The 26,879-nt window shown below is 57.8% G+C and carries 26 protein-coding genes and 1 pseudogene; 13 read left to right on the top strand and 14 right to left on the bottom strand.

The window, feature by feature from the left end:
* Positions 1-130: 130 nt before the first annotated feature.
* The 6 genes from CGA21_RS27385 to acs form a co-directional block, all read right to left on the bottom strand.
* A complete protein-coding gene (locus tag CGA21_RS27385; protein ID WP_007971015.1) occupies positions 131-895 on the bottom strand; it encodes an ABC transporter ATP-binding protein in 765 nt (254 codons plus the stop codon).
* Positions 896-922: 27 nt separating this feature from the next.
* Positions 923-2,035 (bottom strand): M14 family metallopeptidase, encoded by a 1,113-nt coding sequence (locus CGA21_RS27380; protein ID WP_188265471.1) that lies wholly within the window; start codon positions 2,033-2,035, stop codon positions 923-925.
* A 1-nt stretch (position 2,036) separates the two neighbouring features.
* Complete coding sequence (locus CGA21_RS27375; RefSeq protein WP_188265470.1) at positions 2,037-2,735, bottom strand: ABC transporter permease; 699 nt, start codon at positions 2,733-2,735, stop codon at positions 2,037-2,039.
* Entirely contained in the window at positions 2,732-3,421 is a 690-nt protein-coding gene (locus tag CGA21_RS27370) for an ABC transporter permease (protein WP_008058010.1), read from the bottom strand. The genes CGA21_RS27375 and CGA21_RS27370 overlap by 4 nt, the downstream gene beginning before the upstream one ends.
* Before the next feature lie 92 nt (positions 3,422-3,513).
* The gene (locus CGA21_RS27365; RefSeq protein ID WP_110755154.1) at positions 3,514-4,290 is read right to left on the bottom strand and encodes an ABC transporter substrate-binding protein; all 777 of its coding nucleotides are present in this window, start codon (positions 4,288-4,290) and stop codon (positions 3,514-3,516) included.
* A gap of 672 nt (positions 4,291-4,962) precedes the next feature.
* Entirely contained in the window at positions 4,963-6,918 is a 1,956-nt protein-coding gene (acs, locus tag CGA21_RS27360) for an acetate--CoA ligase (RefSeq protein WP_188265469.1), read from the bottom strand.
* 465 nt (positions 6,919-7,383) lie between these two features.
* Here acs and CGA21_RS27355 point away from each other — a divergent pair, with 465 nt between their 5' ends.
* The 3 genes from CGA21_RS27355 (at position 7,384) to CGA21_RS27345 (ending at position 10,382) form a co-directional block, all read left to right on the top strand.
* Positions 7,384-7,647, top strand: coding sequence for a DUF2790 domain-containing protein (locus CGA21_RS27355; protein ID WP_188265468.1), 264 nt, complete (start codon positions 7,384-7,386; stop codon positions 7,645-7,647).
* Positions 7,648-8,191: 544 nt separating this feature from the next.
* Complete coding sequence (locus CGA21_RS27350; protein WP_020800276.1) at positions 8,192-9,439, top strand: ribonucleotide-diphosphate reductase subunit beta; 1,248 nt, start codon at positions 8,192-8,194, stop codon at positions 9,437-9,439.
* A gap of 229 nt (positions 9,440-9,668) precedes the next feature.
* Entirely contained in the window at positions 9,669-10,382 is a 714-nt protein-coding gene (locus CGA21_RS27345) for an HNH endonuclease signature motif containing protein (protein ID WP_188265467.1), read from the top strand.
* 94 nt (positions 10,383-10,476) lie between these two features.
* Here the strand turns inward: CGA21_RS27345 and CGA21_RS27340 are convergent, their stop codons facing one another.
* Together CGA21_RS27340 and CGA21_RS27335 are read right to left on the bottom strand one after the other, a co-directional pair.
* Positions 10,477-11,181 carry a DUF6933 domain-containing protein gene (locus CGA21_RS27340; RefSeq protein WP_188265466.1) on the bottom strand — a complete coding sequence of 235 codons (705 nt, stop codon included), beginning with the start codon at positions 11,179-11,181 and terminating at the stop codon, positions 10,477-10,479.
* Positions 11,182-11,217: 36 nt separating this feature from the next.
* Positions 11,218-11,580 carry a hypothetical protein gene (locus tag CGA21_RS27335; protein WP_188265465.1) on the bottom strand — a complete coding sequence of 121 codons (363 nt, stop codon included), beginning with the start codon at positions 11,578-11,580 and terminating at the stop codon, positions 11,218-11,220.
* A 99-nt stretch (positions 11,581-11,679) separates the two neighbouring features.
* On the opposite strand from CGA21_RS27335, the pseudogene CGA21_RS27330 reads away from it, so the two are divergent.
* Positions 11,680-11,766: pseudogene (locus CGA21_RS27330) on the top strand (XRE family transcriptional regulator); the annotation flags it as partial.
* Here the strand turns inward: CGA21_RS27330 and CGA21_RS27325 are convergent.
* Complete coding sequence (locus CGA21_RS27325) at positions 11,742-11,939, bottom strand: hypothetical protein (protein WP_188265477.1); 198 nt, start codon at positions 11,937-11,939, stop codon at positions 11,742-11,744. The pseudogene CGA21_RS27330 and the gene CGA21_RS27325 sit on opposite strands and share 25 nt — an antisense overlap.
* Before the next feature lie 170 nt (positions 11,940-12,109).
* Between CGA21_RS27325 and CGA21_RS27320 the strand changes: the two genes are divergently transcribed.
* Positions 12,110-12,904 carry a hypothetical protein gene (locus CGA21_RS27320; protein ID WP_223194278.1) on the top strand — a complete coding sequence of 265 codons (795 nt, stop codon included), beginning with the start codon at positions 12,110-12,112 and terminating at the stop codon, positions 12,902-12,904.
* 355 nt (positions 12,905-13,259) lie between these two features.
* Here the strand turns inward: CGA21_RS27320 and CGA21_RS27315 are convergent, their stop codons facing one another.
* The 5 genes from CGA21_RS27315 to arcD (CGA21_RS27295) form a co-directional block, all read right to left on the bottom strand.
* A complete protein-coding gene (locus CGA21_RS27315; protein WP_188265464.1) occupies positions 13,260-13,649 on the bottom strand; it encodes a hypothetical protein in 390 nt (129 codons plus the stop codon).
* Positions 13,650-13,992: 343 nt separating this feature from the next.
* Positions 13,993-14,376, bottom strand: a complete 384-nt coding sequence (locus CGA21_RS27310; RefSeq protein WP_083349673.1) for a hypothetical protein — start codon at positions 14,374-14,376, stop codon at positions 13,993-13,995.
* Complete coding sequence (locus tag CGA21_RS27305) at positions 14,373-15,785, bottom strand: PAAR domain-containing protein (RefSeq protein WP_188265463.1); 1,413 nt, start codon at positions 15,783-15,785, stop codon at positions 14,373-14,375. The genes CGA21_RS27310 and CGA21_RS27305 overlap by 4 nt, the downstream gene beginning before the upstream one ends.
* Before the next feature lie 448 nt (positions 15,786-16,233).
* Positions 16,234-17,097, bottom strand: coding sequence for a DNA-3-methyladenine glycosylase family protein (locus CGA21_RS27300; protein ID WP_188265462.1), 864 nt, complete (start codon positions 17,095-17,097; stop codon positions 16,234-16,236).
* Positions 17,094-18,521, bottom strand: coding sequence for an arginine-ornithine antiporter (arcD, locus tag CGA21_RS27295; RefSeq protein WP_188265461.1), 1,428 nt, complete (start codon positions 18,519-18,521; stop codon positions 17,094-17,096). Before arcD (CGA21_RS27295) ends, CGA21_RS27300 begins: the two co-directional genes overlap by 4 nt.
* A gap of 442 nt (positions 18,522-18,963) precedes the next feature.
* Here arcD (CGA21_RS27295) and arcD (CGA21_RS27290) point away from each other — a divergent pair, with 442 nt between their 5' ends.
* The 8 genes from arcD (CGA21_RS27290) to CGA21_RS27255 all read left to right on the top strand — a co-directional run.
* On the top strand, positions 18,964-20,391 hold the full coding sequence (gene arcD / locus CGA21_RS27290) for an arginine-ornithine antiporter (protein WP_188265460.1): 1,428 nt from the start codon (positions 18,964-18,966) through the stop codon (positions 20,389-20,391).
* A 33-nt stretch (positions 20,392-20,424) separates the two neighbouring features.
* Positions 20,425-21,681 carry an arginine deiminase gene (gene arcA / locus CGA21_RS27285; protein WP_020800265.1) on the top strand — a complete coding sequence of 419 codons (1,257 nt, stop codon included), beginning with the start codon at positions 20,425-20,427 and terminating at the stop codon, positions 21,679-21,681.
* A 69-nt stretch (positions 21,682-21,750) separates the two neighbouring features.
* A complete protein-coding gene (locus CGA21_RS27280; protein ID WP_020800264.1) occupies positions 21,751-22,761 on the top strand; it encodes an ornithine carbamoyltransferase in 1,011 nt (336 codons plus the stop codon).
* Positions 22,762-22,845: 84 nt separating this feature from the next.
* Entirely contained in the window at positions 22,846-23,775 is a 930-nt protein-coding gene (gene arcC, locus CGA21_RS27275; protein ID WP_110755287.1) for a carbamate kinase, read from the top strand.
* Between the two features lie 12 nt (positions 23,776-23,787).
* The gene (locus tag CGA21_RS27270) at positions 23,788-24,150 is read left to right on the top strand and encodes a DUF5064 family protein (RefSeq protein WP_188265459.1); all 363 of its coding nucleotides are present in this window, start codon (positions 23,788-23,790) and stop codon (positions 24,148-24,150) included.
* A gap of 224 nt (positions 24,151-24,374) precedes the next feature.
* Positions 24,375-25,883 carry a sigma-54-dependent transcriptional regulator gene (locus CGA21_RS27265; RefSeq protein ID WP_110755285.1) on the top strand — a complete coding sequence of 503 codons (1,509 nt, stop codon included), beginning with the start codon at positions 24,375-24,377 and terminating at the stop codon, positions 25,881-25,883.
* A 448-nt stretch (positions 25,884-26,331) separates the two neighbouring features.
* Positions 26,332-26,715, top strand: a complete 384-nt coding sequence (gcvH, locus tag CGA21_RS27260; protein WP_110755284.1) for a glycine cleavage system protein GcvH — start codon at positions 26,332-26,334, stop codon at positions 26,713-26,715.
* 10 nt (positions 26,716-26,725) lie between these two features.
* A partial coding sequence (locus tag CGA21_RS27255; RefSeq protein ID WP_188265458.1) for a hypothetical protein occupies positions 26,726-26,879 on the top strand: 154 nt, incomplete at its 3' end.

Below are 26,879 nucleotides of genomic sequence, written 5' to 3'. Positions count from 1 at the left end.
GGGTTGTGTCTGTGCCAGATGTTTAAACTGACTCACCGCTATCGCCAGCAAGCCGGCTCCTACAGGAGATCGGGAGCCAGCCTTGAGACTGCGAAGCATGCACTATAGCGGTGCACAACGGCAGCCTTGATTACTTCAGGCTGCCCGAAAGGAATTGCTGCAAACGTTCGGACTGTGGATTGACCAGCACCTCACGCGGGTTGCCGCTTTCTTCAACAACGCCTTTGTGCAGGAACACCAGCTGGTTCGATACTTCACGGGCGAAGCCCATTTCGTGGGTCACCACGACCATGGTCCGGCCTTCCTGGGCCAGGGCCTGCATGACCTTCAGCACGTCACCGACCAGTTCCGGGTCGAGGGCCGAAGTCGGTTCGTCGAACAGCATCACCTCTGGCTCCATCGCCAGCGCGCGGGCGATCGCCACACGCTGCTGTTCGCCACCGGACATATGGCCCGGGTAAGCATCTTTACGATGCGCTACACCGACCTTGTTCAGGTAGTGCTCGGCCTTTTCACGGGCCTCGGCCTTGGAAACACCGAGCACGTGAACCGGCGCTTCCATGATGTTTTCCAGTGCGGTCATGTGCGACCACAGGTTGAAATGCTGGAACACCATCGACAGGCGCGAACGCATGCGTTGCAGCTGTTTCGGGTCGGCGGCCTTCAGCGCGCCGTCCTTGTTCGCCACCAGCTTCAACTCTTCGTTGTTGAGCAGGATCTTGCCGGCATGCGGCTGCTCCAGCAGGTTGATGCAGCGCAGGAAGGTACTCTTGCCGGAGCCACTGGAGCCGATGATGCTGATCACATCGCCAGCCGCCGCTTTCAGGGACACGCCCTTGAGCACTTCGTGACTGCCATAGCGTTTATGCAGGTCTTGGACTTCAAGCTTGTACATGCGGTCGGTTCTCACAAAAACAGTCAGTCAGTCGTTGAGCAAGCGCCCGTGACGCAGCGCTTCGCGCCCCGCCACCTTGGCCAGCCAGAAACCGGGTTGGGCGTAACGCAGCCGTTCAATGGCAAACAGCACCCCGGACGTACCAGCACACACCGTGCTGACCCGATCCGCCAGCGGATCGATCACTTCGAAAATTTCATCGCCCGCCTCAACCCATTCACCGGGTTTGCGCAGGAAACTCACCACACCCGGATGCGGGGCGAACAGCAGTTCGGTGCCTTCGAACGGCAGGCCTTCGCAAGGTTCGTGCGCCGCGTTCGGCCACTCGCCACTGATCAGGCCTTGCTCGGCGAGGAACGCCAGGATGCCTTCGGCGTGAGCCTCGGATTGCGCGCGACCGGTGTCGGCCTGCCCCCCCAATTCAATCGTAGTCGCCAGGCACGCCAGCGGAATCTGCGCGTCCGGGAACAGACGCGACAGGCGCAGCCACGGCAGCGAACAGGCTTCATCGAAGGAGCTGCCGCCGGAATCTTCCGCCAGCAGGCCGACCTTCACATTCAGGTGCGCCGCCAGCGAACGCCACTGCGGCCAATGCTGTGGCAAGGCGTACATGTGCAGCGCCGCTTCGGCGTCGCAATGCAGGTCCAGCACCACATCGGCGGTGCAGGCGTGGCTGAGCAGAACACGCTGCATGCCTTGCAACTGACTGCTCGCCTCAGGCAATGCCGCCAGATGATCACTCATGGCCTGGCGGATCAAACGAATATTGGCGTGCGGATCATCACCCAGGTGCCCATCGAGTTGCGCAGCCACTGGCGCGCTCAACTCGACGAAATCCCGATTGAAATTCTTGCCGCTACCGGCCTCGAAACGCCCTTGATGATTGCCCTGAAGCAACTGACCGAGGCCCAGTGGATTGGCCACCGGCACCAGTTCGATCACACCGTTCAACAGACCTTGGGCTTCGAGTTCGGCCAGGCGCTTTTTCAGGGCCCAGGCCGTGCGCATGCCCGGCAATTCATCGGCGTGCAGGCTGGCCTGGATGTAGGCCTTGCGCTCGCCACCGCCGAAGCGGAACACCGAAATCCAGCGCTCACTGCCCAGGTGGCTCCACGGCAAAGCATGATCGATGCGTTCCATATCAGTGCTTCCGCGGGGCCAGGTAGCCCAGCCAGCGGCGCTCGGCCATCTTGAACAACTTCACCAGGATGAAGGTCAGGCACAGGTAGAACACGCCGGCGGTGATGTACGCCTCGAACGGCAGGTAGAACTGGGCGTTGACCGTGCGCGCGGCACCGGTGATGTCAATCAGGGTCACGATGGAGGCCAGGCTGGTGGTCTGCAGCATCATGATCACTTCGTTGCTGTACTGCGGCAGCGCTCGGCGCAGGGCCGACGGCAGCAGGATGCGCTTGTACATCTTGACCCGCGACATGCCCATGGCCTTGGCGGCTTCGATCTCGCCGTTCGGCGTAGCGCGCAGGCTGCCGGCGATGATTTCGGCGGTGTAGGCGCTGGTGTTGATGGCGAACGCCAGGCACGCGCAGAACGTTGCGCTGGACAGCCACGGCCACAAGAAGCTTTCGCGAACGGCTTCGAACTGTGCCAGGCCGTAGTAGATCAAGAACAGCTGCACCAGCATCGGCGTGCCGCGGATCACGTAGGTGTAGAGCCACGCCGTCATGTTGACTGCAGCGTTTTTCGAGACGCGCATCAAGCCCAGCGGCAATGCACAGAGCAGGCCGAAGAACAGCGACAGCGCGAGCAACTTGAGGGTGGTCACCAGGCCGCCGAAGTACAGCGGCAAGGCCTCCCAAATGACGTTGTAGTCGAAGATCATAGCTCAGCCGCCCTTACGCCTACCGAGTAGCGCTTCTCGAGGTGACGCAATGCCAGCAACGAGACACTGGTGATCACCAGGTACATCGCCGCCACTGCGAGGAAGAAGGTGAAAGGCTCACGGGTAGCGTCTGCCGCCTGCTTGGCCTTGAACATCATGTCTTGCAGGCCCACCACCGAAATCAGCGCGGTGGCCTTGGTCAGCACCAGCCAGTTGTTGGTGAAACCGGGAATCGCCAGGCGAATCATCTGCGGTACCAGCACCCGGAAGAACACCTGGAAACTGCTCATGCCGTAGGCCATGCCCGCTTCGGCCTGCCCCTTGGGGATCGCCATGAACGCGCCACGGAAGGTTTCCGACAGGTATGCACCAAAGATGAAGCCCAAGGTGCCGATACCGGCGGCCAAGGGGTTCAGGTCAATGTATTCGTCATAACCCAGCATCGGCGCGACGCGGTTGAGCAGGTCCTGGCCGCCGTAGAAAATCAGCAGGATCAGCACCAGGTCTGGAATGCCGCGAATCACCGTGGAATACAGGTCGCCCAGCCAGGCCAGCCAGCGCACTGGCGACAGGCGCAGCGCCACGCCAATCAGGCCCAGGACAATGGCCAGGGCCATGGACGACAAGGCGAGCTGAAGCGTCAGCCAAACGCCATCGAGGATGACAGCCCCGTAGCCTTTCAACATGATTCAGGTCCTCGAAAGTTGGGATGAAAAAATGGCGCAAACCTCAGAGATCCTGTTGCTTGCGCCATTTCGGACTTGTCGTTGCGACGTACTTACTTACCGTAAATGTCGAAATCGAAGTACTTGTCCTGGATTTGCTTGTACTTGCCGTTCTCGCGAATGGCAGCGATCGCGGTGTTGATCTTGTCTTTGAGCGCGTCGCCCTTGCGAACGGCGATACCCACGCCGTCGCCGAAGTATTTGACGTCAGTGAAGGCAGGCCCCACGAAGGCGAAACCCTTACCTGCGTCGGTTTTCAGGAAGCCGTCATTCAACAGGGTAGCGTCTGCCACGGTGCCGTCGAGGCGGCCGGCGGCCACGTCGAGATAAATTTCGTTCTGCGAACCGTAAGGCTTGATTTCGGCACCCAGCGGGGCCAGCACTTCACGGGCGAAACGCTCGTGGATCGAACCACGTTGCACGCCGATGTTCTTGCCCTTGAGCTCAGCCAGGTTGTCACCCACCTGAGTGCCGGCCTTCATGACCAGGCGCGCCGGGGTGTTGTAGTACTTGTTGGTGAAGTCCACGGACTTCTTGCGGTCTTCAGTGATCGACATGGACGACAGGATCGCGTCGATCTTGCGCACCTTCAGCGCAGGGATCAGACCGTCGAACTCTTGTTCGACCCACACGCACTTGACCTTCATCTCTTCACACAGGGCATTACCGATGTCGTAGTCGAAACCCACGATGCTGCCGTCCGGCGCTTTGGAAGCGAACGGAGGGTAAGCCGCTTCGATACCGATCTTCAGAGGTTTTTCATCGGCGAAGGATGGCAGGGACAGCAAGGCGGACATAGCCAGGGCGCCAAGCAGCACGAGTTTCTTCATCTTGGGACTCCATCGGTAAAGGGCTAAAACGGCAGAGTGAGCGATAGCCCAATATGCGAATGAGTGGAACCGGAAAGCGTTGCTGCGTTCTGGGATGCGGGTGTTGAAATTCAACACAGGCAACGACGAGCAAGTGATCGGCATTCTAACGACAGGCCCGAAGCCGATATTTCTTCAATGCGACAACTAATTACAGAAGCACCGAGAAAGCCGCCCGGGCACGTTGACAGCCTTGCAGAATCATGCAAGAGCAAAAGACAGTGAACCGATCAATATTGCAAGTTGCGGGCCTATTATTGGCAAACCCTTCTAATCCGGCAAGCGCAGCGTGGATTCTTATTGCTTGTGGAGGCCCCCAACAGGGCGTGGCGTTTCCCAACGCCCCGAATCGGCGCAGCGCGGTTACACATTCAGTTACTTGAAAGCTCGCGGGTAACAGTAGGAAACCTCCCACAGGGGAAGCCGATAATTATTGGCTGTTGTTTATGCGGTGACTGTTCTGTCCCCTTCGCGGGCAAGCCCGCTCCCACAGGATTGCGTGCACGCCGAAAATCCCTGTGGGAGCGGGCCTGCCCGCGAAGAGGCCAGCCCACACAACACAAAACCCTCAGTCAATAAAAAAGCCCCACCAGGCTCACACCTGGCAGGGCTTCGATGGACGCTGAAGGCTACTTACGCCACATTCATCGTCTTGTGCGTATCAATCAAATGCTGCACCACCCCCGGATCGGCCAGGGTGGAGATATCGCCCAGGCCATCGTATTCAGCGGTCGCAATCTTGCGCAGGATGCGCCGCATGATCTTGCCCGAGCGGGTCTTCGGCAGCCCCGGCGCCCACTGGATCACATCCGGCGAAGCAATCGGGCCGATCTCCTTGCGCACCCAGTTCTTCAGTTCCAGGCGCAATTGCTCGCTGGTCTCTTCACCAGCGTTCAGGGTGACGTAGACATAAATGCCCTGGCCCTTGATGTCGTGCGGCACACCGACCACCGCCGCTTCGGCGACTTTCGGGTGGGCGACCATCGCGCTTTCGATCTCGGCGGTGCCCATGCGGTGGCCGGACACGTTGAGCACGTCGTCGACGCGACCGGTGATCCAGTAGTAACCATCGGCATCGCGACGGGCGCCGTCACCGGTGAAGTACATGCCACGGAAGGTCTTGAAGTAAGTGTCGACGAAACGGTCGTGATCGCCATACAGCGTACGCGCCTGGCCTGGCCACGAATCGAGAATCACCAGGTTGCCTTCGGCCTCGCCCTCGATGATGTTGCCCAGGTTGTCCACCAAAGCCGGCACCACACCGAAGAACGGACGCGCCGCGGAACCCGGCTTCAAGCCGTGGGCGCCGGGCAGCGGGCTCATCAGGGTGGCGCCGGTCTCGGTCTGCCACCAGGTGTCGACGATCGGGCAACGGGATTGGCCGACGTTCTTGTAATACCAGTCCCAGGCCTCGGGGTTGATCGGCTCACCCACCGAACCCAACAGGCGCAGGCTGCTGCCATCGGCGCCTTCGACGGCGGCCGTGCCCGCCGCCATCATCGCGCGGATCGCGGTCGGCGCGGTGTAGAGGATGTTGACCTTATGCTTGTCGACGATCTTCGCCACCCGGGTGATGTCCGGGTAGTTCGGCACGCCTTCGAACAGCAGTGTGGTTGCGCCGTTGGCCAGCGGGCCGTAGACAATGTAGGTGTGGCCGGTGACCCAGCCGACGTCGGCGGTGCACCAGTAGATTTCACCCGGGCGGTAGTCGAACACGCGCTCGTGGGTCATGGCCGCGTACAACAGGTAGCCGCCGGTGGTGTGCTGCACGCCCTTGGGCTTGCCGGTGGAGCCGGAGGTGTAGAGGATGAACAGCGCTTCCTCGGCGCCCATCTCTTTCGGCGCGCACACGGTGCCCGCCACTTTCATCAGGTCTTCGTACCAGATGTCGCGGTGCTGGTTCCACTTGATGTCGCCACCGGTGCGCTGGCACACGATGACTTTCTGGATGCTGCTGGTTTCCGGGTTGGTCAGGGCGTCGTCGACGTTGGCCTTGAGCGGGATCTTCTTGCCGGCACGGATGCCTTCGTCGGCGGTGATCACCACCTTGGATTTGCAGTCGATGATGCGACCGGCCAGGGCCTCCGGCGAGAAACCGCCGAACACCACCGAGTGAATCGCGCCGATCCGGGTACAAGCCAGCATGGCGACCACGGCTTCGGGGATCATCGGCATGTAGATAGTCACCACGTCGCCGCGGTGCACGTCCTGGCCACGCAGGGCGTTGGCGAACTTGCAGACTTGTTCGTGCAGTTCGCGGTAGGTGATGTTGCGGCTTTCGGAAGGGTCATCGCCTTCCCAGATGATCGCGACCTGGTCACCGCGTTCGGCCAGGTGACGATCGAGGCAGTTGTAGGAAACGTTGAGGGTGCCGTCGGCGAACCACTTGATGTCGACATGGTGATCGTCGAAGGACGTCTGCTTCACCGTGGTGAAAGGCTTGATCCAGTCGAGGCGCTTGGCTTGCTCGCGCCAGAAGCCGTCCGGGTTGACGACTGACTGCTGGTACATGGCCTTGTAGGTCGCCTCGTCGGTCAGGGTGTTGGCCAGAACCTCGGGACGAACGGGATACAGGGAAGCCGCACTCATCTTTCTTACCTCGGTGGAATAGTTGTTTTTGTATGACCCTGTTTTATCCGGGCGGCGCCTATAGAACCATTCGACGATGGTAGTAACAAGCCCACACAAAACGTCATGATAACCAAACAAACATCCGAAATTTCACGCTCCCCCCCCCAGTAGGAGCGAGCATGCTCGCGAAAAGCCTGAGAACACCCCGGGGAGTCAGGCATGGTGCGTTATCGTTAAAGCTCATCGCGAGCATGCTCGCTCCTACAGGGGATTGTTACAAAATCCGTCAAAGGTGTTTATCAAAACCACGCCTATATGAATGCCACCCTCGCGCCTAAAATTCGCTCCGCCAACCCGGCAAACTGAGTTAACCAAGTTACAGCCCCCACGAAGGCAGTTAACCCAAATCCAAGTAGTGCAGTTCCACACGCAACCTCAAAAAGGTTGCGTGACCCCCTTCGCCCTTAGAAAGGTAAATATTAAATGAAAGCTTTATTGGTACTGGCCCTCAGCAGTCTGTGCGCAACCGCCATGGCAGACGAGGTCCAGACTGATGTCGCGCAGCAACAACCCGCAATTGAGGACTACACCTACTCAATGGACCTGGACATCGCCAAAGTTATTTCAATGAGCGAAGTCCCCAATGTGTGTGAAGTTGTCCCGATGAAAATGGAATATGACGACTCCAAAGGCCAGCGCCATATCCTGCGTTACAGCATCATGGGTAACGGCTGCTCCAGCGGCTGATCTGACTGCGCCGAATCCGGCCTGCCCAGCCACTGGCTGAAGGTCGATTCCAGCCCGGCTAACGTCGGGCTCAGTTGTGTCTGGACTGGTCAAAAAACGCCCACAAACACAAGATGTAGTAAAAAAGGCCACTTTCTGCTTACTTTTTGAACAAAACCGATACCTCGCCATTTTTACGAAAAAAAATCTTCACCCGCCAAAGCCCTGTAAACCCTCGCTCCGACCGAAAAACCCGCCCTCTCGACCGTGCCATGCGCGGATTCGCCCCACCACGACCGTGAAAATTTCCATATAATGCGGCCTTAAACGGGCCTGCAATATCCCCTTACAGGGATGAATAGCCAGTCTGAAGCCCCGCAACGGCATTCGATGCTGATTTGCGCCCATCAGTGGCTCTCGGAACCCCGTACAAAATTATGTTTATTTGCCTGCGTAGCACCGCTGCAAAAAACGATATCCAACGCGGCCAGCACCGCCGTGTGAAAAAACCAACCCTTCAATTTTCACACGGGCACACTGGCCCTCACGCAGGAGACGACACGTCATGCTGAGCTGGGACGAATTCGACAAAGAAGACACGGAAGTAGTAGCCAAGAGCGCCAACGCCGGCCACGCCACCGAAGCCAACATGGACCGTCTCGACAGCGCCGGCGGTGCCGCCGCCCTGGAAGCTCGCGCCGTGACCGCGTCTGACTCCGCCGCCGTTGCCCGCGCCAAGGCTGCCCTGGATTCCCTCGACGTCGCCGAAGGCCTCGCCGAACTCGAAGGCGCCTCCGCCCGTGTCGCTGTCGATGAAAAGCGCATGATCAACTGCCGTGCCGACCTCAACCAGCTCGTACCCTTCAAGTACGACTGGGCCTGGCAGAAGTACCTGGACGGCTGCGCAAACCACTGGATGCCGCAAGAAGTCAACATGACCGCCGACATCGCCCTCTGGAAAAACCCGGAAGGCCTGACCGACGACGAGCGCCGCATCGTGATGCGCAACCTCGGCTTCTTCTCCACCGCCGACTCCCTGGTTGCCAACAACCTGGTCCTGGCCGTGTACCGCCTGATCACCAACCCGGAATGCCGCCAGTACATCCTGCGCCAGGCCTTCGAAGAGGCGATCCACACCCACGCCTACCAATACTGCATCGAATCGCTGGCCATGGATGAAGGCGAAATCTTCAACATGTACCACGAGATCCCATCGGTCGCGAAAAAAGCCACCTGGGGCCTGAAATACACCCGTTCGATCTCCGATCCGAAGTTCGAAACCGGCACCGTCGAAACCGACAAAGAGCTGCTGCGCAACCTGATCGCCTACTACTGCGTCCTGGAAGGCATCTTCTTCTACTGCGGCTTCACCCAGATCCTCTCCATGGGCCGCCGCAACAAAATGACCGGCGTCGCCGAGCAGTTCCAATACATCCTGCGCGACGAATCCATGCACCTGAACTTCGGCATCGACGTGATCAACCAGATCAAAATCGAAAACCCACACCTGTGGGACGCCGAAATGAAGGAAGAAGCTTCGCAGATGATCCTGCAAGGCACCCAACTGGAAATCGAATACGCCCGCGACACCATGCCTCGCGGCGTGCTGGGCATGAACGCGGCGATGATGGAGGACTACCTCAAGTTCATCGCTAACCGTCGCCTGTCGCAGATCGGTCTGAAGGAAGAGTACCCAGGGACGACCAACCCGTTCCCTTGGATGAGCGAGATCATGGACTTGAAGAAGGAGAAGAACTTCTTTGAGACTCGCGTAATCGAGTACCAAACTGGTGGGGCGCTTAGCTGGGATTGATTCCAGAGCTAGCCGCGATTTGACGACTTGAATCGGCAAATCGAACATCTGAAAGCCCCCGACTTGTTCGGGGGCTTTTTTATGGGTTAGGAAAACTCCATTCGATGGGCTAGATAATGCGCCGGTAGGATCTTCTGTAAGAAGCGCCGTTAATTCCTGTAGGAAAATTCGTAGACAGCCGTAGCGGCCACTCAGTATCGTCCGAGGGTTTTCAACTCTCGGCGATTCTATGAGCGAAACGATAAAAGACAGCGACTGGAGCGTTTCAGAGATCAGGGCCGCAGTGGATGCCTATCTAAAAATGCTCGCGCTAGAGCTAAGCGGCCAAAAATTCGTGAAGACTGTAGAAAATCTTGCTCTACGCGAAGCGGCCTTACCCACCCGCACCAAAGGCTCCGTCGAATTCCGGATGCAGAACATCTCTACGGTACTGATGAAGATGGATCGAGAATTCATCAAGGGGTATAAGCCTGCCAAGAACGTTGGCTCGAATGTTGAGCAGTTAATTCGAGCAGCGCTCACCGAACGAGGCGTTCAGCCCGGCGACCCCACCGCTCCGACAGCTGATGAACAAACGCTAGAGCGTCGTGCTGCTGCGCTTCAAAAGCAAAAGATCAAGGAGCCGCCAAAAGGTATTAAAAAACCGAAACGGGCGGCAAGCTCTGGCACAGTGTATGTGCGTGATCCCGAAGTGCGAGCGTGGGTGCGAAATGAAGCCGAAGGTCATTGCGATGGCTGTGGCGAACCTGCTCCGTTTCAAAAACTTGGGTTGCCTTATCTGGAAGTCCACCACGTTAAGCCCCTCGCCGACAAAGGCTCGGATCAAGTCACCAACGCCGTAGCACTGTGCCCGAACTGCCATCGTCGTTGTCATCATTCGAGCGACAGTGAGGAATTCACCGCTTCGCTTTACAAGAAGGTCGCACGGTTGATTCCCGAGTAATCGACCTCTGTAGCAAGGTAACTTGCTGCCTCGCTATGTTGAGAGGTGTTGCTGCAGTGTCGATGCAAGGATCAACCCTCAGTCCGTGTCTGCATTACTGCAACGGCTCAAGCTCTTGCCGAAGTCGATCCTCCAGCGCCCATATCTCCCGCTTCACTTCCATGCGCCGCTCACGGGCGGCTTGAATGCGAGACTCATCGATTCCTCCGTAACGACGTAACCAGTGAACGATCATTTCCTCATCCGGGTAGTAATAGTCCTTGTGGCCTTTACTACTTCTCGGAGTGTCATTCATATCACAGTCAAAGCGGCCAGCCGCGAATTCATCCGGGGGCAACGTGCCCCATTCGGCGGCGCAATCCTCGAATACCCAGGAAATCTCATTGAGGTGTCTTTGCGCACCGCGATGCCCGCGTTTGTAAAACACCTGCTCGCGGCAACTCTCCAGGAAACGCTCCATCATCGGCTCGTCATCGACCCATTGAAGGATGTCGTGCTGGCCCGCATGGCGGACCAGGCCGTTTATCCAACGCTCGGCAAAACGATCGACAAAGCCTTCCACATCCGCTTTTTTCGCGTGCGTGAAAATCATGCAGTACCGGGTTTGCACATGGATGACGAACAGCACGTGCTTGCGTTGAACGGTAATCGCGTGGACCAGCCACTGTTCGGCTGACGCATCAGGCGCATCGTCCTCAATAATGGGCGATGGTGGTTTACCCACCGGGGAGATTTTCTTGCCCTTGTGCACACGACTGAAAAAGTTGCTGGCGGCTTCGGTGCAATTGAAGATCAACATCCTGGTTCTCTGGTAGAAGGCGGGTGATAGCGGTTGTCAGTCCCGCTGCACGATCTCATCAGCCCATTCAATCTCATAGGGCTGGCGAACCACGTCAGCAATCTCTTCCCGCGCCGCTTCGCTGAGGATCGACAGCTCTGCATCGGTCAGCAAGTCGTGCCTGACCATCATTCTCAAAGCCATCAGTGCGCTATAGCGACTGTAAGGATCGAAAGTCCGGACGATGTCATTATCCCGGTCGCGCATCAGCCGATAAAGCATCCCATACCTGGCTTGAGCCGAAAGCGCGTCATGTTGAGTGATGGTCTGAGCATCGGACAAAACACCCTGGCAGAAACGATCGAGCGCCAGCTTGTGCAGTTCCTTGAATTTCTTCCAGTCGCTTTCGATGATGGACATGAGCATTACCCGTGCGAAGGATCATTGACGAAGTAAAACTCATTCTTGCTGAAAAATCCTGTCGCATTCAGATCAACACTCTCCATCCCGGAGAACACCATGGCCTCTCGAGTGATGAAAATCACCTTGAAGCGTATCGCCCTTTTCCAATTCTCCCCGGCTCACTGCGCCCAAGCCGAGCGATTGGGGCAGAAAGTGGCATCCAACATGACACTCAGATAGAGCTGAACCCTGAGCAGCTTCAGACGCTGGCGATCGGGCTTCCCTGGCAGTGCCTTTGGTCTGACAGAGCGATCCGTATGCATATAGAGAAATGGATGACATACATCGATCAGCAGATCGGGCAGAGTCATCGCCATGATTCCTACTCCCCCTGAAAGACGTCCTCACTCGCCTGCCCACACTGCGGGCGGGTGAAATTTAGGGGCTGCTACCACACCTTTGGCAACAGGCTTATTTATGCAAGACCAGATGCCTGGCCGCTTAGGGAGTCATAGCATTCTGGCTTAGACAAACTTGAGGGTTACCTTTGATCGCATCCCATCTTGAGTTCATTTACTACATATCATGGACAGTTGTATTTATCCTCGCATTACTCAGTGAGGCAGTGTTTTTATTTGTTGCCTATTTTCGGCTTGATCAGATGGAGAATCACTTCATTGTTTCGCATCTTGTAGGTATCAATCGAAAAACAGTGGGAAATACTCCACGGGGAAGGATGAAAAGGGTAAAGCTGATAGGAGAATTAACTGGCCATTACGCACTTTTCACGATGCTGGACCCGTATGCATTCATGGAGGCTGAAATTTTACCGGAACACTTGAAGAAATGGTTGAAAGTACCGGGATACATCATGCGGATCGCGCTGACTGGAGCAGTCCTACTCCTACTTTGGTACGGATTCGAGTGGCTGCGCGCTACCGCTTCGAAACCGATGACCGACCCAAAAATGCTCTGCGTCGCCATATTGATAACGTGTTTGATCCTGGCGCTGCTGGCTTGCCTCGCACGGGTCTGCATCAGTTTTTTCAAACTGGATGAGATTGAGTCGCTCCTCGAGAACTCCTACTTCGTCGATCGCAACCGACGAGTGATGGGTAACAGCCTGTATGGCCGCTATTGTCGCTTGTCACACCTATCGACCATGCTTTTGTTAGACGTTGATTTTTTATCGAAGTGTGATCCATTTGCAATGGATGAACTCGCTCGCTTTCCCCTCTCCCTACGACGATTACTCACTATTCCCAATCGGATGCTAGCCTATTCGATCGTTGGTTTTGGCGTGTTCTTGCTCTGCGGAAATCTCCTTGGAATAATTGCTTAGAATACGGATGCGGCGAGCTGTAGAAGATGGTCTGTTACTGGCAAAACGCGGTGTCATTGAGTGCATCGCGAGCAAGCTCGCTCCTATGTACGATCACCTTCATATCCTCCACTATCACGATCACTCGATTACTACTGCTTGAAAGCAGGTGTCCGCCGTGAAAGCTTGCTCATAACAATACGCCAAAGCCAGAAGCCCGGCGTCGCTCCTGCGAGATCCGTAGAAGTAAACCAACGTACTCACAAGGGGACGTACTACTGTCTGTGCCCCGGCGCACCAGCCTTGTTCCAGCGATGAGCAGACTGTGACCGGAATAGTCAGCTGCTGTCTTTAGCTTGGAGTTTTTGCCCGTCTGTTACTTGAATGTCACCAAGAGGTAGGCAATCGCCATCCCAGTTAGAGTGACGTTCACACCCGCAACATAAATGACCAGAAGACGTTTCAGGTGAGGTGGAAAGTTTTCGATATCCTCAGAGTCCACTTTGCCATAGCGGATGTACGCTTTCGGCCACACCACCATGCCGGCAATTGTAGTGACCAGTACATACCCTCCAAACCAGCCTTGGCTGCGCCAACCTGGCCCCCAAATGAAAATGAAGCGACTGTTTTTCAAGGCTTCCATCATGGCATCCAGATGCCGGCGGCTAAGGTACAAGCAGTAAGCGGTGTTCACAGCACCCAGCAGAATTGGGCCGCCGGCAACAGTAATTGCAATCCACGGAGACCAAGTGTCGATGCTGGTCATTGCTGTTTTATTTCAAATATTTTCTCACCTACGTATTCGCCCGCTATTCCACCACTTTCTGCCCCCTCCATGCACCACCCCCTACCAACGCGGCATAGCAAACAACGCCCCCACTGCATGCCGAAAACCAATAATGTTGATACACAGAAATATCTTGTGCGCGACACTCACGTTCATTTCAGGGCCTCGTAAATTATTTCGCCAGTTTTTTCCGTCTTAAGCATCATCTAGCCACTACACATCAACATACCTAAGTTTCAGAGCTTGCAGTTTGGCTCTCGGGAACTGGCTAGCCTTAAGACAGCCAGCTACCGAGCACACACAACATAAATCCACAGCCACATCACTTGAGCACTCCTGACTCCCATAATGATACTAGGAATACCAAAGTGGCGAGCAACCCTATTACACTCCATTGCAAAACAATTAATTTTCGCCTGCATGGATGTGGAAATCTTTCTATATCTTCAGCACTGACCAGACCACGCTTCACAAAAAATCGAGGGAACGTGACAACACTGGCAATACCGCCGATCAACTGAAGTTTCCCAAAAGGTCCTGTATGCTTGTGCGTATCGACAGTAATCAGCGACGAGCTGTTTTTGAAGTACGCCGATAACTCTTCACCCTTTGTGTACCCAAGGTATAGTGCAATCCCAATCCAAATATAGATACCAAGGAGCACCACCCCACAGAAACCACCTACAATTAATTCGGCCGTCGTCATCTCGCATACTCGTATATAACCTCCCCGATTATCTCACCGCCCTTTCCGCCATATACGCCGCCTGCATAAGAACCGACGCCAACCACGACGATACTGCATGCCAATGTACCTAGCCCGCCTGTAGGCACCCCCAACCCAATGCAGAGTGCACCGACAACGGGGGCCGACAATATCGCGCCTGCAGCTACACCACCGCCGATACCCCCGGCAAAAGCCCCTGTTTCAGTAAACCTGACTCGTTCGCAAGCCTCGGTATTTCCAGCCGCACACACATCCTGCACCTTCATGGCCGATGCTCCACCGCCGACGGCAGTACCCAACCAACCACCGTATTTGACGTATTTAGAAGCCTTCGCCACACCTTCAAGATGGGTGGCATGACCCGGTATTTGCCCCCCGGGACTGGCATTGGTCCAGTGGTGGACCAAGCTTTGGCTGGAAATACCCAACATTTTTTTCAAGTTGATATGGTCAGGGAATCCAATGCCCTTGCGGGTCAGTGCCGTCATATGGCTGTTTAGTTGTGCGAGCAGACGCTGGCGCTCTGCGAAGAACGTTGGCGAGCGCAGGTGCCCATCTCTTTGCAGCGTATTCGTTTGCAACGCTTCAATATCCCTCAAGGCATTGCCTACATTGTCCAGGTTGTTCTTGAAAACGCTCGCGCCAATACCAATAGCGTTCGAGCCATAGGTCAGGAAAGCCTGGATGACATCACGGTGTTGCACCATGAAATCCGCTTCTTCAGGGCTAAGCGTTTCAATGATCTGGTTGGTCTTGGCTGCCACGTCCATGAGCAGGGCTTCTTCACGGGTGCATTGGTAGTTGCTCGGGTCGCTCAGCACGATCATCGAGCCGGCTTTGACGTCGTTCAAGTTGGGGTTGAGCAGCTTGAATTTTCCCATCACCGCCGGGTCACGCAGGGTGAACAAGGAGGCTTCGAACTGTTCGCGGGTGGTGCTCTTGGGCACGATGTAGAAGCCTGGCTCCTGGGCTGCTGAACTGCCTAAGAACACTGGCTTGGGAGTGCTCGACGCAGACGTGAAACCGGCTGAGCGTGGCGCTGCCGGATTGCCGGCCAGAGGTGTGGTCGGTTGGGGATCAGTCCTTGTGGTCTGGGGCGCAGCGCTGCTGCGCGACTCATAAGTGGCGGTAAACACCGACGGGATTAACCTGGCTCTGCACGGGCAGGTGCTGTAGCTGTCCAGCGAGCCCGCCACGATCCTGCCATGACTGTTGATGTAGGAGACGCCTCCCACGATGGTGTAGGTTTCGTCGTTTTTGCCGCAGGAAACGCGGTCGCCTTCACGAGCATGGGCGATGCCAAACATCATGACTCGGGTGTCGGCCTCTAAAACCTGGCCACCGCAAGTGGTCTTGTCACCCAGGCGAATGAAATGTCCTTGTGCCATTGCTGATCTCCCTCTCTAAGTGCGCCCCAGTCATGAAAAGCGCGCCACTGTTAACGATCGATAAGCCGACTCGGGGTGAGTGGCTTAACGCAAAGTACGTGGACAGAGGGGAAACTCAAGACGGTCTAGAAAATCAGGAAAGATCCCACAAGCCATGCAGAAAAAGGCGACAAAAATGGAGATGAGAAAATACCCATTCGTGCCGGGTTCGTAAAAATTCAAAAAATGGACATTCAAAACAGAACATCCTTTGTCCCATCATCTCCTCGGTGGCAAACCATCCTGGCTGATTCAGCATGTGTGTTGGATGGGCTGGCGCTTTCGCGGGCAAGCCCGCTCCCACAGGGGTTGCGGTGGGCTGCCGGGCATTGTTCGGCCCCGGTGTGTGAGTGAGGTTGTGGTGCATTTTCGGCATTTAGGGTGATTGGGATTTGGGCCGACAGCTCGCTCAATCCGCGCGACTCAGTGAGGTCCACAACAACTGCGCCGCATACCCCCGATACGGCCGCCACCCCTCAGCCCTCTCCAGCAACTGACGAGCCGTCACCGCCCCACCCTCCAATGCCGCCAACGCATTGATCAACCCCACATCCCCATTCGGCAACCCATCCATTTCCCGCAACTGCCGCAACGCAATGTACTGCGCCGTCCAGTCGCCGATGCCATACAACGCCAGCAACCGCGCCACCCCGCCCGGCCGACCGGGTTCAAACAACAGGGGATCATCGATCACCGCCTGGGCCACGCCAGACAGCGTACGGCCTCGGCTTTTCGGCATCCCCAATGTCGCAAGGTCCGCCGCCGCCAGCACCGCCGCTTCGGGAAACACATGGGTCAAGCCACCGCGCGGCGAGCTCAAGGGTGTGCCGTATTGCGCCACCAGTTTTCCCGCCAGTTTGATAGCCGCGCCCACGGTTATCTGCTGCCCCAGCACCGCGCGGATCGCCAGTTCCAGTCCGTCCCACGTCCCCGGTACGCGCAGCCCTGGGCGGTCTGTAATCAGCCGTGCCAGCAGTGGGTCAGCCGACAGATGCCGTTGCATGGTGACCAGTTCGGCATCCAGATCAAACATCCGCCGCAGCCTGGCGACAATCTCAGGCACTGCGCCGGCATCGGGAAAGTCCAGCGTCAGTTCCAGTGAGTCCGCCGTCGCAGGCCGGATAGCGAGCGTGCCGTGGACCCCGTTCAAGCCGATGCTGCGTGAGTAGACCTCGCCGACAACTTCTTCCATTCCGGCGATCGCCCGCGCCGACAGGAACCCCAGCATCGCGGGCCAGTCGTAGGGCGGCTGGAACGCCAGCAGTAACTTCACAGGCTGAGCACTCCGCTGTACAGCGCATACGCCGCCAGTCCGGCAGCGCTGATGACACAGGTAAATATGCCCTTCTCGAGGGTGGTGAACACCGGTTTGCCCTGTTCATGCCTGGCTTTGGCGAACAGGATCACGCCGGGCGCGTAGAGCAAGGCCGAGAGCAGCAGGTACTTCACGCCGCCGGCATACAGCAACCACACGGCGTAGCTCAGGGCGATGCCGCCGATCAGCAGGTCCTTGGTGCGTTCGGCGGAAGCGTGCTCATAGGTCTCACCGCGCCCGCTCAGCAGCACCGCATAAGCCGCCGACCACAGATAGGGCACCAGTATCATTGATGACGCGAGGTAGATCAGACTGGTGTAGGTGCCGGCGGAAAACAGGGTGATCAGCAGAAACAGCTGAATCATCATGTTGGTCAGCCACAGCGCATTGACCGGCACATGGTTGGCGTTTTCCTTGGTCAGGAATGCCGGCATGGTCTTGTCCTTGGCCGTGGCGAACAGGATCTCCGCACACAGCAACGCCCAGGACAGCAACGCGCCCAGCAGTGAGATCCCCAGGCCGATGCTTATCAGCAACGCGCCCCACGGGCCGACGATATGCTCCAGCACCGAGGCCAACGACGGGTTCTGCAAGGTGGCCAGTTCCGGTTGACTGAGGATCCCCAGCGACAGCACGTTGACCAATACCAGCAGCGCCAGCACCCCGAGAAAACCGATGACCGTGGCCCGGCCCACATCCGAACGTTTCTCCGCCCGTGCCGAGTAGACACTGGCACCCTCGATACCGATGAACACGAACACCGTGACCAGCATCATGTTGCGCACCTGGTCCATCACGCTGCCGAAACTCGGGTTGCTGCGTCCCCAGATGTCCCGGGTGAAGATGTCCGCCTTGAACGCCACGGCGGCGATCACGATGAACATGATCAGCGGCACGATCTTGGCCACGGTCGTCAGCAGGTTGATGAAAGCGGCTTCTTTGATCCCGCGCATCACTATGAAATGCACCGTCCACAGCAGCAAAGACGCACAGGCGATGGCGGTCGGGGTGTTGCCTTCGCCGAACACCGGAAAGAAAAACCCCAGGGTGCTGAACAGCAGCACGAAATAGCCGACGTTGCCCAACCAGGCACTGATCCAGTAACCCCAGGCCGACGAGAACCCCATGTAGTCGCCGAAACCGGCCTTGGCGTAGGCGTACACCCCCGAGTCCAGTTCCGGCTTGCGGTTGGCCAGGGTCTGGAACACGAAGGCCAGGGTCAGCATGCCAACGGCCGTAATGGCCCAGCCAATCAGGATCGCCCCCGCATCGGCCTTGGCCGCCATGTTTTGCGGCAGGGAAAAGATCCCGCCGCCAATCATCGATCCGACGACCAGGGCGATCAGTGCGCTCAGGCGAAGCTTTTGCGTCGATTGCGACATGGCGGCGTCTCCAGTTGCCAGGGGCGGTCATTGCCGCAAGAGCGTCACATAACCTGCGTTAACTAAATGGATGAAGCGTAATGACGTTTATTGGATAACGCCAACAAACGCCCATCCAAGTGCCAGATAAAACCCAATAGGCATCGATATATTCTTTTGCTTTATACAACTTTATTGATAAGCCAATTCCGTTCTGACAACCCTGCGCGAAAATTTGCGGAATGGCAAAAAAGGGCTAGCTTCATAAGGCGCAAGGAATGCGAGAAAGTTTCAACAAAAATTCAACGAAGCCTCTGGGACAAGCATTACAGGCATTAGCTTTGTATGAGCGATTTTTCGGTTATTCACAATGGAATGTCGACCTGCACTGATCTAAGTCAGCCCACTCAATGGCGGGCGCACTTAGTCTGTTGCCTCTCTTCTCCTGCAATGGAGTCATGCAATGTCTGAAACTCCCGGAAAGCTGAAACTCGGCGCGTTGATTGCCCTGGTCGTCGGTTCGATGATTGGTGGCGGCATCTTTTCCCTGCCGCAAAACATGGCGGCCAGTGCCGATGTCGGCGCCATTCTGATTGGCTGGGCGATCACCGCCGTCGGCATGCTCACCCTGGCCTTTGTCTTCCAGACCCTGGCCAATCGCAAGCCCGACCTGGACGGCGGGGTCTACGCCTACGCCAAGGCCGGGTTCGGCGACTACATGGGTTTCTCTTCGGCCTGGGGTTACTGGATCAGTGCCTGGCTGGGCAACGTTGGTTACTTCGTCCTGTTATTCAGCACCCTGGGTTACTTCTTCCCGGTGTTCGGCGAGGGCAATACCGTCGCCGCCGTGGTCGGCGCGTCCGTGTTGCTGTGGGCCGTGCATTGGCTGGTACTGCGGGGGATCAAGGAAGCGGCATTCATCAACCTGGTGACGACGGTCGCCAAGATCGTACCGCTGATACTGTTTGTGCTGATTACGATTTTCGCCTTCAAACTGGAGATCTTCACCGCCGACATCTGGGGCTTGAAGAATCCGGACCTTGGCAGCGTGATGAACCAGGTGCGCAACATGATGCTGGTCACCGTGTGGGTGTTCATCGGCATCGAGGGCGCGAGCATTTTCTCGGCCCGGGCGGAAAAACGCAGTGATGTGGGTAAGGCCACGGTGATCGGGTTTATCACTGTGCTGCTGATCCTGGTACTGGTGAACGTGCTGTCGCTGGGCATCCTGACCCAACCGGAACTGGCCAAGCTGCAGAACCCGTCGATGGCCGCCGTGCTGGAACACGTGGTGGGTCCTTGGGGGGCGGTGTTGATCAGCGTCGGCCTGATCATCTCGTTGCTCGGAGCCCTGCTGTCGTGGGTGCTGCTGTGTGCAGAGATCATGTTCGCCGCGGCCAAGGACCACACCATGCCGGCGTTCCTGCGCAAGGAGAACGCCAACCAGGTACCGGTCAACGCCCTGTGGCTGACCAATGCCATGGTTCAGATATTCCTGGTCATCACGTTGTTTTCGGCCAGCACCTACTTGTCGCTGATCTACCTCGCCACGTCGATGATCCTGGTGCCTTACCTGTGGTCGGCGGCGTACGCCCTGTTGTTGGCGGTACGCGGCGAAACCTACGAAGGCGCGGCGGGCGAGCGTCAGAAGGACCTGTTCATTGGTGCCGTGGCCCTGATCTATGCAGTCTGGCTGCTGTACGCCGGTGGCATGAAATACCTGCTGCTCTCGGCCCTGCTCTATGCACCCGGCGCGATCCTGTTCGCCAAGGCCAAGCTGGAACTCAAGAAACCGGTTTTCACCAACGTCGAGAAGCTGATTTTCGCCGCGGTGGTCGTCGGCGCCCTGGTGGCGGCCTACGGTCTCTACGACGGCTTCCTGACCCTGTAACACGATTGATTTGCCATCTGGAGGTTCACTGAAATGACCACGGAAAAAGTTAAGTACGGCGTCCATTCCGAAGCCGGCAAACTGCGCAAAGTCATGGTTTGCTCCCCAGGGCTTGCCCATCAGCGCCTGACCCCGAACAACTGCGACGAACTGCTGTTCGATGATGTGCTGTGGGTGGCACAGGCCAAGCGCGACCATTTCGATTTCGTCACCAAAATGCGTGAACGCAATGTCGATGTACTGGAGATGCACAACCTGCTGACCGACATCGTCGCCATCCCCGAAGCGCTGGACTGGATTCTCGAGCGCAAGATCACCGCCGATTCGGTGGGCCTGGGCCTGATCAATGAAACCGGCTCGTGGCTGCGCAGCCTGGAACCGCGCAAGATCGCCGAGTTCCTGATCGGTGGAGTCTCGGCCGATGACCTGCCGGACAGTTTTGGCGGCAAGACCATTCAGATGTTCCGCGAATTCCTCGGTCACTCCAGCTTCATCCTGCCGCCGCTACCCAATACCCAGTTCACCCGCGATACCACGTGCTGGATCTACGGTGGCGTCACGCTCAACCCGATGTACTGGCCGGCACGTCGCCAGGAAACCCTGCTGACCACCGCCATCTACAAATTCCATCCGCAATTCACCAACGCTGAATTCCAGATCTGGTACGGCGACCCGGACAAGGACCATGGCAGTTCCACGCTGGAAGGCGGCGATGTGATGCCGATCGGCAATGGCGTGGTACTGATCGGCATGGGCGAACGCTCGTCCCGCCAGGCCATCGGCCAACTGGCGGTCAGTCTGTTCAAGCACAAGGCCGTGGAAAAAGTCATTGTCGCCGGCCTGCCGAAATCCCGCGCGGCGATGCACCTGGACACCGTGTTCAGCTTCTGCGACCGCGATGTGGTGACCATCTTCCCGGAAGTGGTGAACCAGATTGTGGCCTTCACCCTGCGCCCCGATGAAAGCAAGCCGGGCGGCATCGATATCCGCCGCGAAGAAACCAACTTCCTCGACACCGTGGCCAAGGCCCTCAACCTCAAGGCCCTGCGCGTCGTAGAAACCGGCGGCAACAGTTTCGCCGCCGAACGCGAGCAATGGGACGACGGCAACAACGTGGTCGCCGTGGAGCCCGGTGTGGTCATCGGCTACGACCGCAACACTTACACCAACACCCTGCTGCGCAAGGCAGGTGTGGAAGTCATCACCATCAGCGCAGGCGAACTGGGACGCGGTCGCGGCGGCGGCCATTGCATGACCTGCCCGATCATCCGTGATCCGATCGACTACTAACCTATCAGCCTTGGCCCGCACTGACCGAGCGCGGGCCAACGGGATAACCGACACCTTAGGAGATCCAAAATGGCGTTCAATATCCATAACCGCAATCTGCTGAGCCTGGAACATCACACCCCTCGCGAATTGCGTTACCTGCTCGACCTGTCCCGCGACCTCAAGCGGGCCAAATACACCGGCACCGAACAACAACACCTCAAGGGCAACAACATTGCGCTGATCTTCGAGAAAACCTCGACCCGCACCCGCTGTGCGTTCGAAGTCGCCGCCTATGACCAGGGTGCCAATGTCACTTACATCGACCCGAACTCTTCGCAAATCGGCCACAAGGAAAGCATGAAGGACACCGCCCGCGTGCTCGGGCGCATGTATGACGCCATCGAGTACCGTGGCTTCAAACAGGAAATCGTCGAGGAGCTGGCCAAGTTTGCCGGCGTGCCTGTATTCAACGGCCTGACCGATGAATATCACCCGACACAAATGATCGCCGACGTGCTGACCATGCGTGAACACGCCGACAAGCCGATTCACGAAATCAGCTACGCCTACCTTGGGGATGCGCGTAACAACATGGGTAATTCGCTGCTGCTGATCGGCGCCAAGCTGGGCATGGACGTGCGCATCTGCGCGCCGAAAGCCCTGTGGCCGGCGGACGATCTGGTGGCACGCTGCAAAAAATACGGTGAAGAAAGCGGTGCGCGCATCACCCTCACCGAAGACCCGAAAGCGGCGGTCAAGGGTGTGGACTTCATCCACACCGACGTCTGGGTCTCCATGGGCGAACCGGTCGAAGCCTGGGCCGAACGCATCCAGCAGTTGCTGCCGTATCAGGTCAATGCCGAGTTGATGAAGGCCACCGGCAACCCGCGCACCAAGTTCATGCACTGCCTGCCGGCCTTCCACAACAGCGATACCAAGGTCGGCAAGCAGATTGCCGAGCAGTACCCGCACCTGAAGAACGGCATCGAAGTGACCGATGACGTGTTCGAGTCGCCGGCCTGCATCGCCTTCGAGCAGGCGGAAAATCGCATGCACACGATCAAGGCGATTCTGGTGTCGACGCTGGCGGATCTCTAACGGCCGACGCGGCTCCCACACTGGCCCGATTCCAACCGGAAGACCGAGTTACTTGTGGCTTCTCTTTTTGAAAGGACATGCACCATGCGTATCGTCGTTGCTCTGGGCGGTAACGCCCTGCTCCGCCGGGGTGAACCCATGACCGCGGACAACCAGCGCGCCAATATCCGGATCGCCACCGAGCAGATCGCCAAGATCCATCCCGGCAACCAACTGGTCATCGCCCACGGCAATGGCCCGCAAGTCGGCCTGCTATCGCTGCAAGCGGCCGCCTACACCTCGGTGTCGCCTTACCCGCTGGACGTCCTCGGCGCCGAAACCGAAGGCATGATCGGCTATATCATCGAACAGGAGCTGGGCAACCTGCTGGACTTCGAGGTGCCCTTCGCCACCTTGCTGACCCAGGTCGAAGTCGATGCCAACGACCCGGCCTTCCAGAAACCCAGCAAACCCATCGGCCCGGTGTACGCCAAGGCCGAGGCAGAAAAACTGGCTGCCGAAAAAGGCTGGGCCATCGCCCCCGACGGCGACAAATTCCGCCGCGTGGTCGCCAGCCCCAAACCCAAACGCATCTTCGAAATCCGCCCGATCAAATGGCTGCTGGAAAAAGGCAGCATCGTGATCTGTGCCGGCGGTGGCGGCATCCCTACCATGTACACCGCACCCGGCAAACTTGAGGGCGTGGAAGCTGTGATCGACAAAGACCTGTGCTCGGCGCTGTTGGCCGAACAGCTGGAAGCCGATCTGCTGGTGATTGCCACCGACGTCAACGCCGCCTTTATCGATTTCGGCAAACCGACGCAGAAAGCCATCGCCCAGGCGCACCCCGACGAAATGGAAAAGCTCGGCTTCGCCGCTGGCTCCATGGGACCGAAGGTGCAAGCAGCCTGCGAGTTCGCACGCCATACTGGAAAAGTCGCGGTGATCGGATCACTCGCCGACATCGAAGCGATCGTCCAGGGCAAGGCCGGCACACGCATCAGCACGGCGACACCTGGCATTACTTACTTGTAAGGAGAGACGCCCATGGCACAGTTTCAGCCAGGTCACTTGCACATCGAGCGTCATGCGCTGACACCGGACGATGTCAGTTACAACGTGCACCTCGACTATAAGGTCGCCACCAATGACAAAGGTGAAAAAGGTATCCAGTTCACCATGCATGGCAACATTCAAGGCAAGGACATGTCAGAGCCCTTCTTCCTGCCCAAGGAGGAAGCCTACAACTTCGCCAGGGATGTGACGAGAATTGCCGAGAAGTACGGGATTCCTAAGACACACAGCCAGATCGGTTCGATCCACAAGCATTACGACTTGATGTTCGAAGACATCCGGCAGCAGTTGAACATGAAATCCGGCGACCCGGTAAACCCCGAACACTTCGAGTAACCCGAACACACATTCTGTGCTCAACCCAACCCTACTGTGGGAGCGGGCTTGCTCGCGAATGCGGTGCATCAGTCGACTAATCGATTGACTGACACTACGCTTTCGCGAGCAAGCCCGCTCCCACAGGGGTTGTCGTTGCCCGCAAATGCTGCGCAGGATTTCACCATTAGCCCGCCCCAAGGCATACTTGCCACCCTCCGCACGCCAGAACCCGAAACCGCACCATGCGCATCCACGTCAGCTTCATCGATCGCGTCGGCATTACCCAGGAAGTCCTGGCCTTGCTCGGTGGACGTAACCTCAACCTGGATGCGGTGGAAATGGTTCCACCCAACGTCTACATCGACGCGCCGACCCTGAGCCCCGAAGTGCTGGAAGAGTTGCGCGATGCGTTGCTGAGCGTGCGGGGCGTGCAAGCCATGACCGTGGTCGACATTCTTCCCGGCCAGCGTCGGCACCTGCAGCTCGATGCGCTGCTCGCGGCGATGACCGACCCGGTGCTGGCGTTGGACAGCGCTGGCAAGGTGTTGCTGGCCAACCCGGCGTTGATTGCCCTGTACGGTCGCGAGCCGGCCGGAGAAAGTGTCGCCGACCTGTTTGCCGACCCGGCGCTGCTCGATGCGTTGCTCGAACACGGTTTTCGCCTGCCGTTGCGAGAGATCACCGTCAACGGCCAGACCTTGTTGCTCGACGCCACGCCGATCACCGACGCTGGCGCCCTGTTGACCCTGTATCAACCCAATCGCATCGGTGAGCGCCTCTCGGCCCTGCACCATGATCACGCCGAAGGCTTCGATGCACTGCTCGGCGAGTCTCCGGTGATTCGCACGCTCAAGGTTCGCGCGCAGCGGGTGGCGGCACTCGATGCGCCGCTGTTAATCCAGGGCGAAACCGGCACCGGCAAAGAACTGGTGGCGCGGGCTTGCCATGCCATCAGCGCCCGCCACAACGCACCGTTCCTGGCACTGAATTGCGCGGCATTGCCGGAGAACCTCGCCGAAAGCGAACTGTTCGGCTACGCCCCCGGCGCCTTTACCGGGGCACAACGGGGCGGCAAGCCGGGCTTGATGGAACTGGCCAACCAGGGCACGGTGTTTCTCGACGAAATCGGCGAGATGTCGCCGTACCTGCAAGCCAAGCTGCTGCGATTCCTCAACGATGGCAGCTTCCGGCGGGTGGGCGGCGACCGCGAGGTCAAGGTCAACGTGCGGATCCTCAGCGCGACTCACCGCGACCTGGAAAAAATGGTCAGCGAAGGCTTGTTCCGCGAAGACCTGTTTTACCGGCTCAACGTACTCAATGTCGAAGTCCCGCCCCTGCGCGAACGCGGGCAGGACATCCTGCTCCTGGCCCGCTATTTCATGCAGCAGGCTTGCGCACAGATCCAGCGCCCGGTCTGTCGCCTGGCGCCGGGTACTTACCCGGCGCTGCTCGGCAACCGCTGGCCGGGCAACGTGCGGCAACTGCAAAACGTGATCTTCCGGGCAGCGGCCATTTGTGAAAGCAGCCTGGTGGACATTGGCGACCTCGACATCGCTGGCACCTCGGTGGCACGCCAGAGCGATCAGGATATCGACAGCCTGGAGCAGGCCATGGATGAATTCGAGAAAACCCTGCTGGAAAAACTCTACGTCAGCTACCCCTCGACCCGCCAACTGGCCAGCCGCCTGCAAACCTCTCACACCGCCATCGCTCATCGATTGCGCAAGTACGGCATCCCCAACAAGCCGTAAGTCCTACTCGGTCAAAATGTGGGAGCGGGCTTGCTCCGGGCGGCGTTCCGACGAAGGCAGTGGGTCATCCAACAGATGAGGTGACTGATATACCGCTTTCGCGAGCAAGCCGCTCCCACAGGGGGTTTGTGTTCGGCCTGAAAAATATATCTGAAAACGACCTCCACCTGTACTGAAAGCGCTACAGCGGAACGATTTCGCTACACCCCTCTGCAACCAGCCCTGCGCAAGGCTTTGATCCCCTTCAGCTTTTCTCTTCCGTCGCAGCTGTAGCGATTTCGCTACAGGCTGTCGATTTCACTGGATCGATGATCAGCGTAACTATTTGATTTACAACAATAAAATAACATTGGCCGTGTTCTTGCTTAGTAACCTCTCATAAACCAGGGCATTGCCCAAGCATTCAATCGCGTCCACCAGACGAGTCTGGCCCCCCTTAGGAGTTTCCATGAGCGAGTTGCGTTTTACTGAAGATCACGAATGGCTGCGCACCGAAGCTGACGGCACTGTCACAGTCGGCATCACCGCTTTCGCGCAGAACGCTCTGGGCGACGTGGTTTTCGTACAACTGCCAGAGTTGCAGTCCTACGACAAAGGCGCTGAAGCAGCCACCGTGGAATCGGTAAAAGCCGCCAGCGGCGTGTACATGCCACTGGACGGAGAAGTGCTGGAAGTGAACCCGGCGCTGGACGCCAGCCCTGAGCTGGTCAACGAAGACCCGCTGGGCGAAGGCTGGTTCTTCCGTTTCCAGCCCGCTGACGCTGCCGCTGTCGGCCAACTGCTGGATCAGGACGCCTACGACCGTCTGATCAAAGCCCAAGCCGAAGCCTGAGGAGCCCGCCATGACTATCAATCTCAGCACCGCCAATGAATTCATCGCCCGCCACATCGGCCCCCGCGCCGGTGACGAGCAAGCCATGCTCAACACCCTCGGCTTCGACTCCCTCGAAGCCCTGAGCGCCAGCGTCATTCCCGACAGCATCAAGGGCACCAGCG

The organism is Pseudomonas sp. PSB11, from assembly GCF_014596605.1.
Classification (GTDB): Bacteria; Pseudomonadota; Gammaproteobacteria; order Pseudomonadales; family Pseudomonadaceae; genus Aquipseudomonas; species Aquipseudomonas umsongensis.
This window is presented reverse-complemented; position numbering and strand designations above follow the sequence as displayed.

Excerpts from the sequence above, each read along its gene's own strand:
- CGA21_RS27345 (WP_188265467.1), top strand. The coding sequence starts at position 9,669 with ATGAGCGAAACGATAAAAGACAGCGACTGGAGCGTTTCAGAGATCAGG.
- CGA21_RS27310 (WP_083349673.1), bottom strand. The coding sequence starts at position 14,376 with ATGACGACGGCCGAATTAATTGTAGGTGGTTTCTGTGGGGTGGTGCTC.
- CGA21_RS27280 (WP_020800264.1), top strand. The coding sequence starts at position 21,751 with ATGGCGTTCAATATCCATAACCGCAATCTGCTGAGCCTGGAACATCAC.
- arcD (WP_188265460.1), top strand. The coding sequence starts at position 18,964 with ATGTCTGAAACTCCCGGAAAGCTGAAACTCGGCGCGTTGATTGCCCTG.
- CGA21_RS27265 (WP_110755285.1), top strand. The coding sequence starts at position 24,375 with ATGCGCATCCACGTCAGCTTCATCGATCGCGTCGGCATTACCCAGGAA.
- CGA21_RS27325 (WP_188265477.1), bottom strand. The coding sequence starts at position 11,939 with ATGGCGATGACTCTGCCCGATCTGCTGATCGATGTATGTCATCCATTT.
- CGA21_RS27355 (WP_188265468.1), top strand. The coding sequence starts at position 7,384 with ATGAAAGCTTTATTGGTACTGGCCCTCAGCAGTCTGTGCGCAACCGCC.
- CGA21_RS27270 (WP_188265459.1), top strand. The coding sequence starts at position 23,788 with ATGGCACAGTTTCAGCCAGGTCACTTGCACATCGAGCGTCATGCGCTG.
- arcC (WP_110755287.1), top strand. The coding sequence starts at position 22,846 with ATGCGTATCGTCGTTGCTCTGGGCGGTAACGCCCTGCTCCGCCGGGGT.
- CGA21_RS27375 (WP_188265470.1), bottom strand. The coding sequence starts at position 2,735 with ATGATCTTCGACTACAACGTCATTTGGGAGGCCTTGCCGCTGTACTTC.
- CGA21_RS27305 (WP_188265463.1), bottom strand. The coding sequence starts at position 15,785 with ATGGCACAAGGACATTTCATTCGCCTGGGTGACAAGACCACTTGCGGT.
- CGA21_RS27315 (WP_188265464.1), bottom strand. The coding sequence starts at position 13,649 with ATGACCAGCATCGACACTTGGTCTCCGTGGATTGCAATTACTGTTGCC.
- CGA21_RS27350 (WP_020800276.1), top strand. The coding sequence starts at position 8,192 with ATGCTGAGCTGGGACGAATTCGACAAAGAAGACACGGAAGTAGTAGCC.
- CGA21_RS27340 (WP_188265466.1), bottom strand. The coding sequence starts at position 11,181 with ATGTTGATCTTCAATTGCACCGAAGCCGCCAGCAACTTTTTCAGTCGT.
- CGA21_RS27385 (WP_007971015.1), bottom strand. The coding sequence starts at position 895 with ATGTACAAGCTTGAAGTCCAAGACCTGCATAAACGCTATGGCAGTCAC.
- CGA21_RS27370 (WP_008058010.1), bottom strand. The coding sequence starts at position 3,421 with ATGTTGAAAGGCTACGGGGCTGTCATCCTCGATGGCGTTTGGCTGACG.
- acs (WP_188265469.1), bottom strand. The coding sequence starts at position 6,918 with ATGAGTGCGGCTTCCCTGTATCCCGTTCGTCCCGAGGTTCTGGCCAAC.
- CGA21_RS27380 (WP_188265471.1), bottom strand. The coding sequence starts at position 2,035 with ATGGAACGCATCGATCATGCTTTGCCGTGGAGCCACCTGGGCAGTGAG.
- arcA (WP_020800265.1), top strand. The coding sequence starts at position 20,425 with ATGACCACGGAAAAAGTTAAGTACGGCGTCCATTCCGAAGCCGGCAAA.
- CGA21_RS27335 (WP_188265465.1), bottom strand. The coding sequence starts at position 11,580 with ATGTCCATCATCGAAAGCGACTGGAAGAAATTCAAGGAACTGCACAAG.
- CGA21_RS27365 (WP_110755154.1), bottom strand. The coding sequence starts at position 4,290 with ATGAAGAAACTCGTGCTGCTTGGCGCCCTGGCTATGTCCGCCTTGCTG.
- gcvH (WP_110755284.1), top strand. The coding sequence starts at position 26,332 with ATGAGCGAGTTGCGTTTTACTGAAGATCACGAATGGCTGCGCACCGAA.
- arcD (WP_188265461.1), bottom strand. The coding sequence starts at position 18,521 with ATGTCGCAATCGACGCAAAAGCTTCGCCTGAGCGCACTGATCGCCCTG.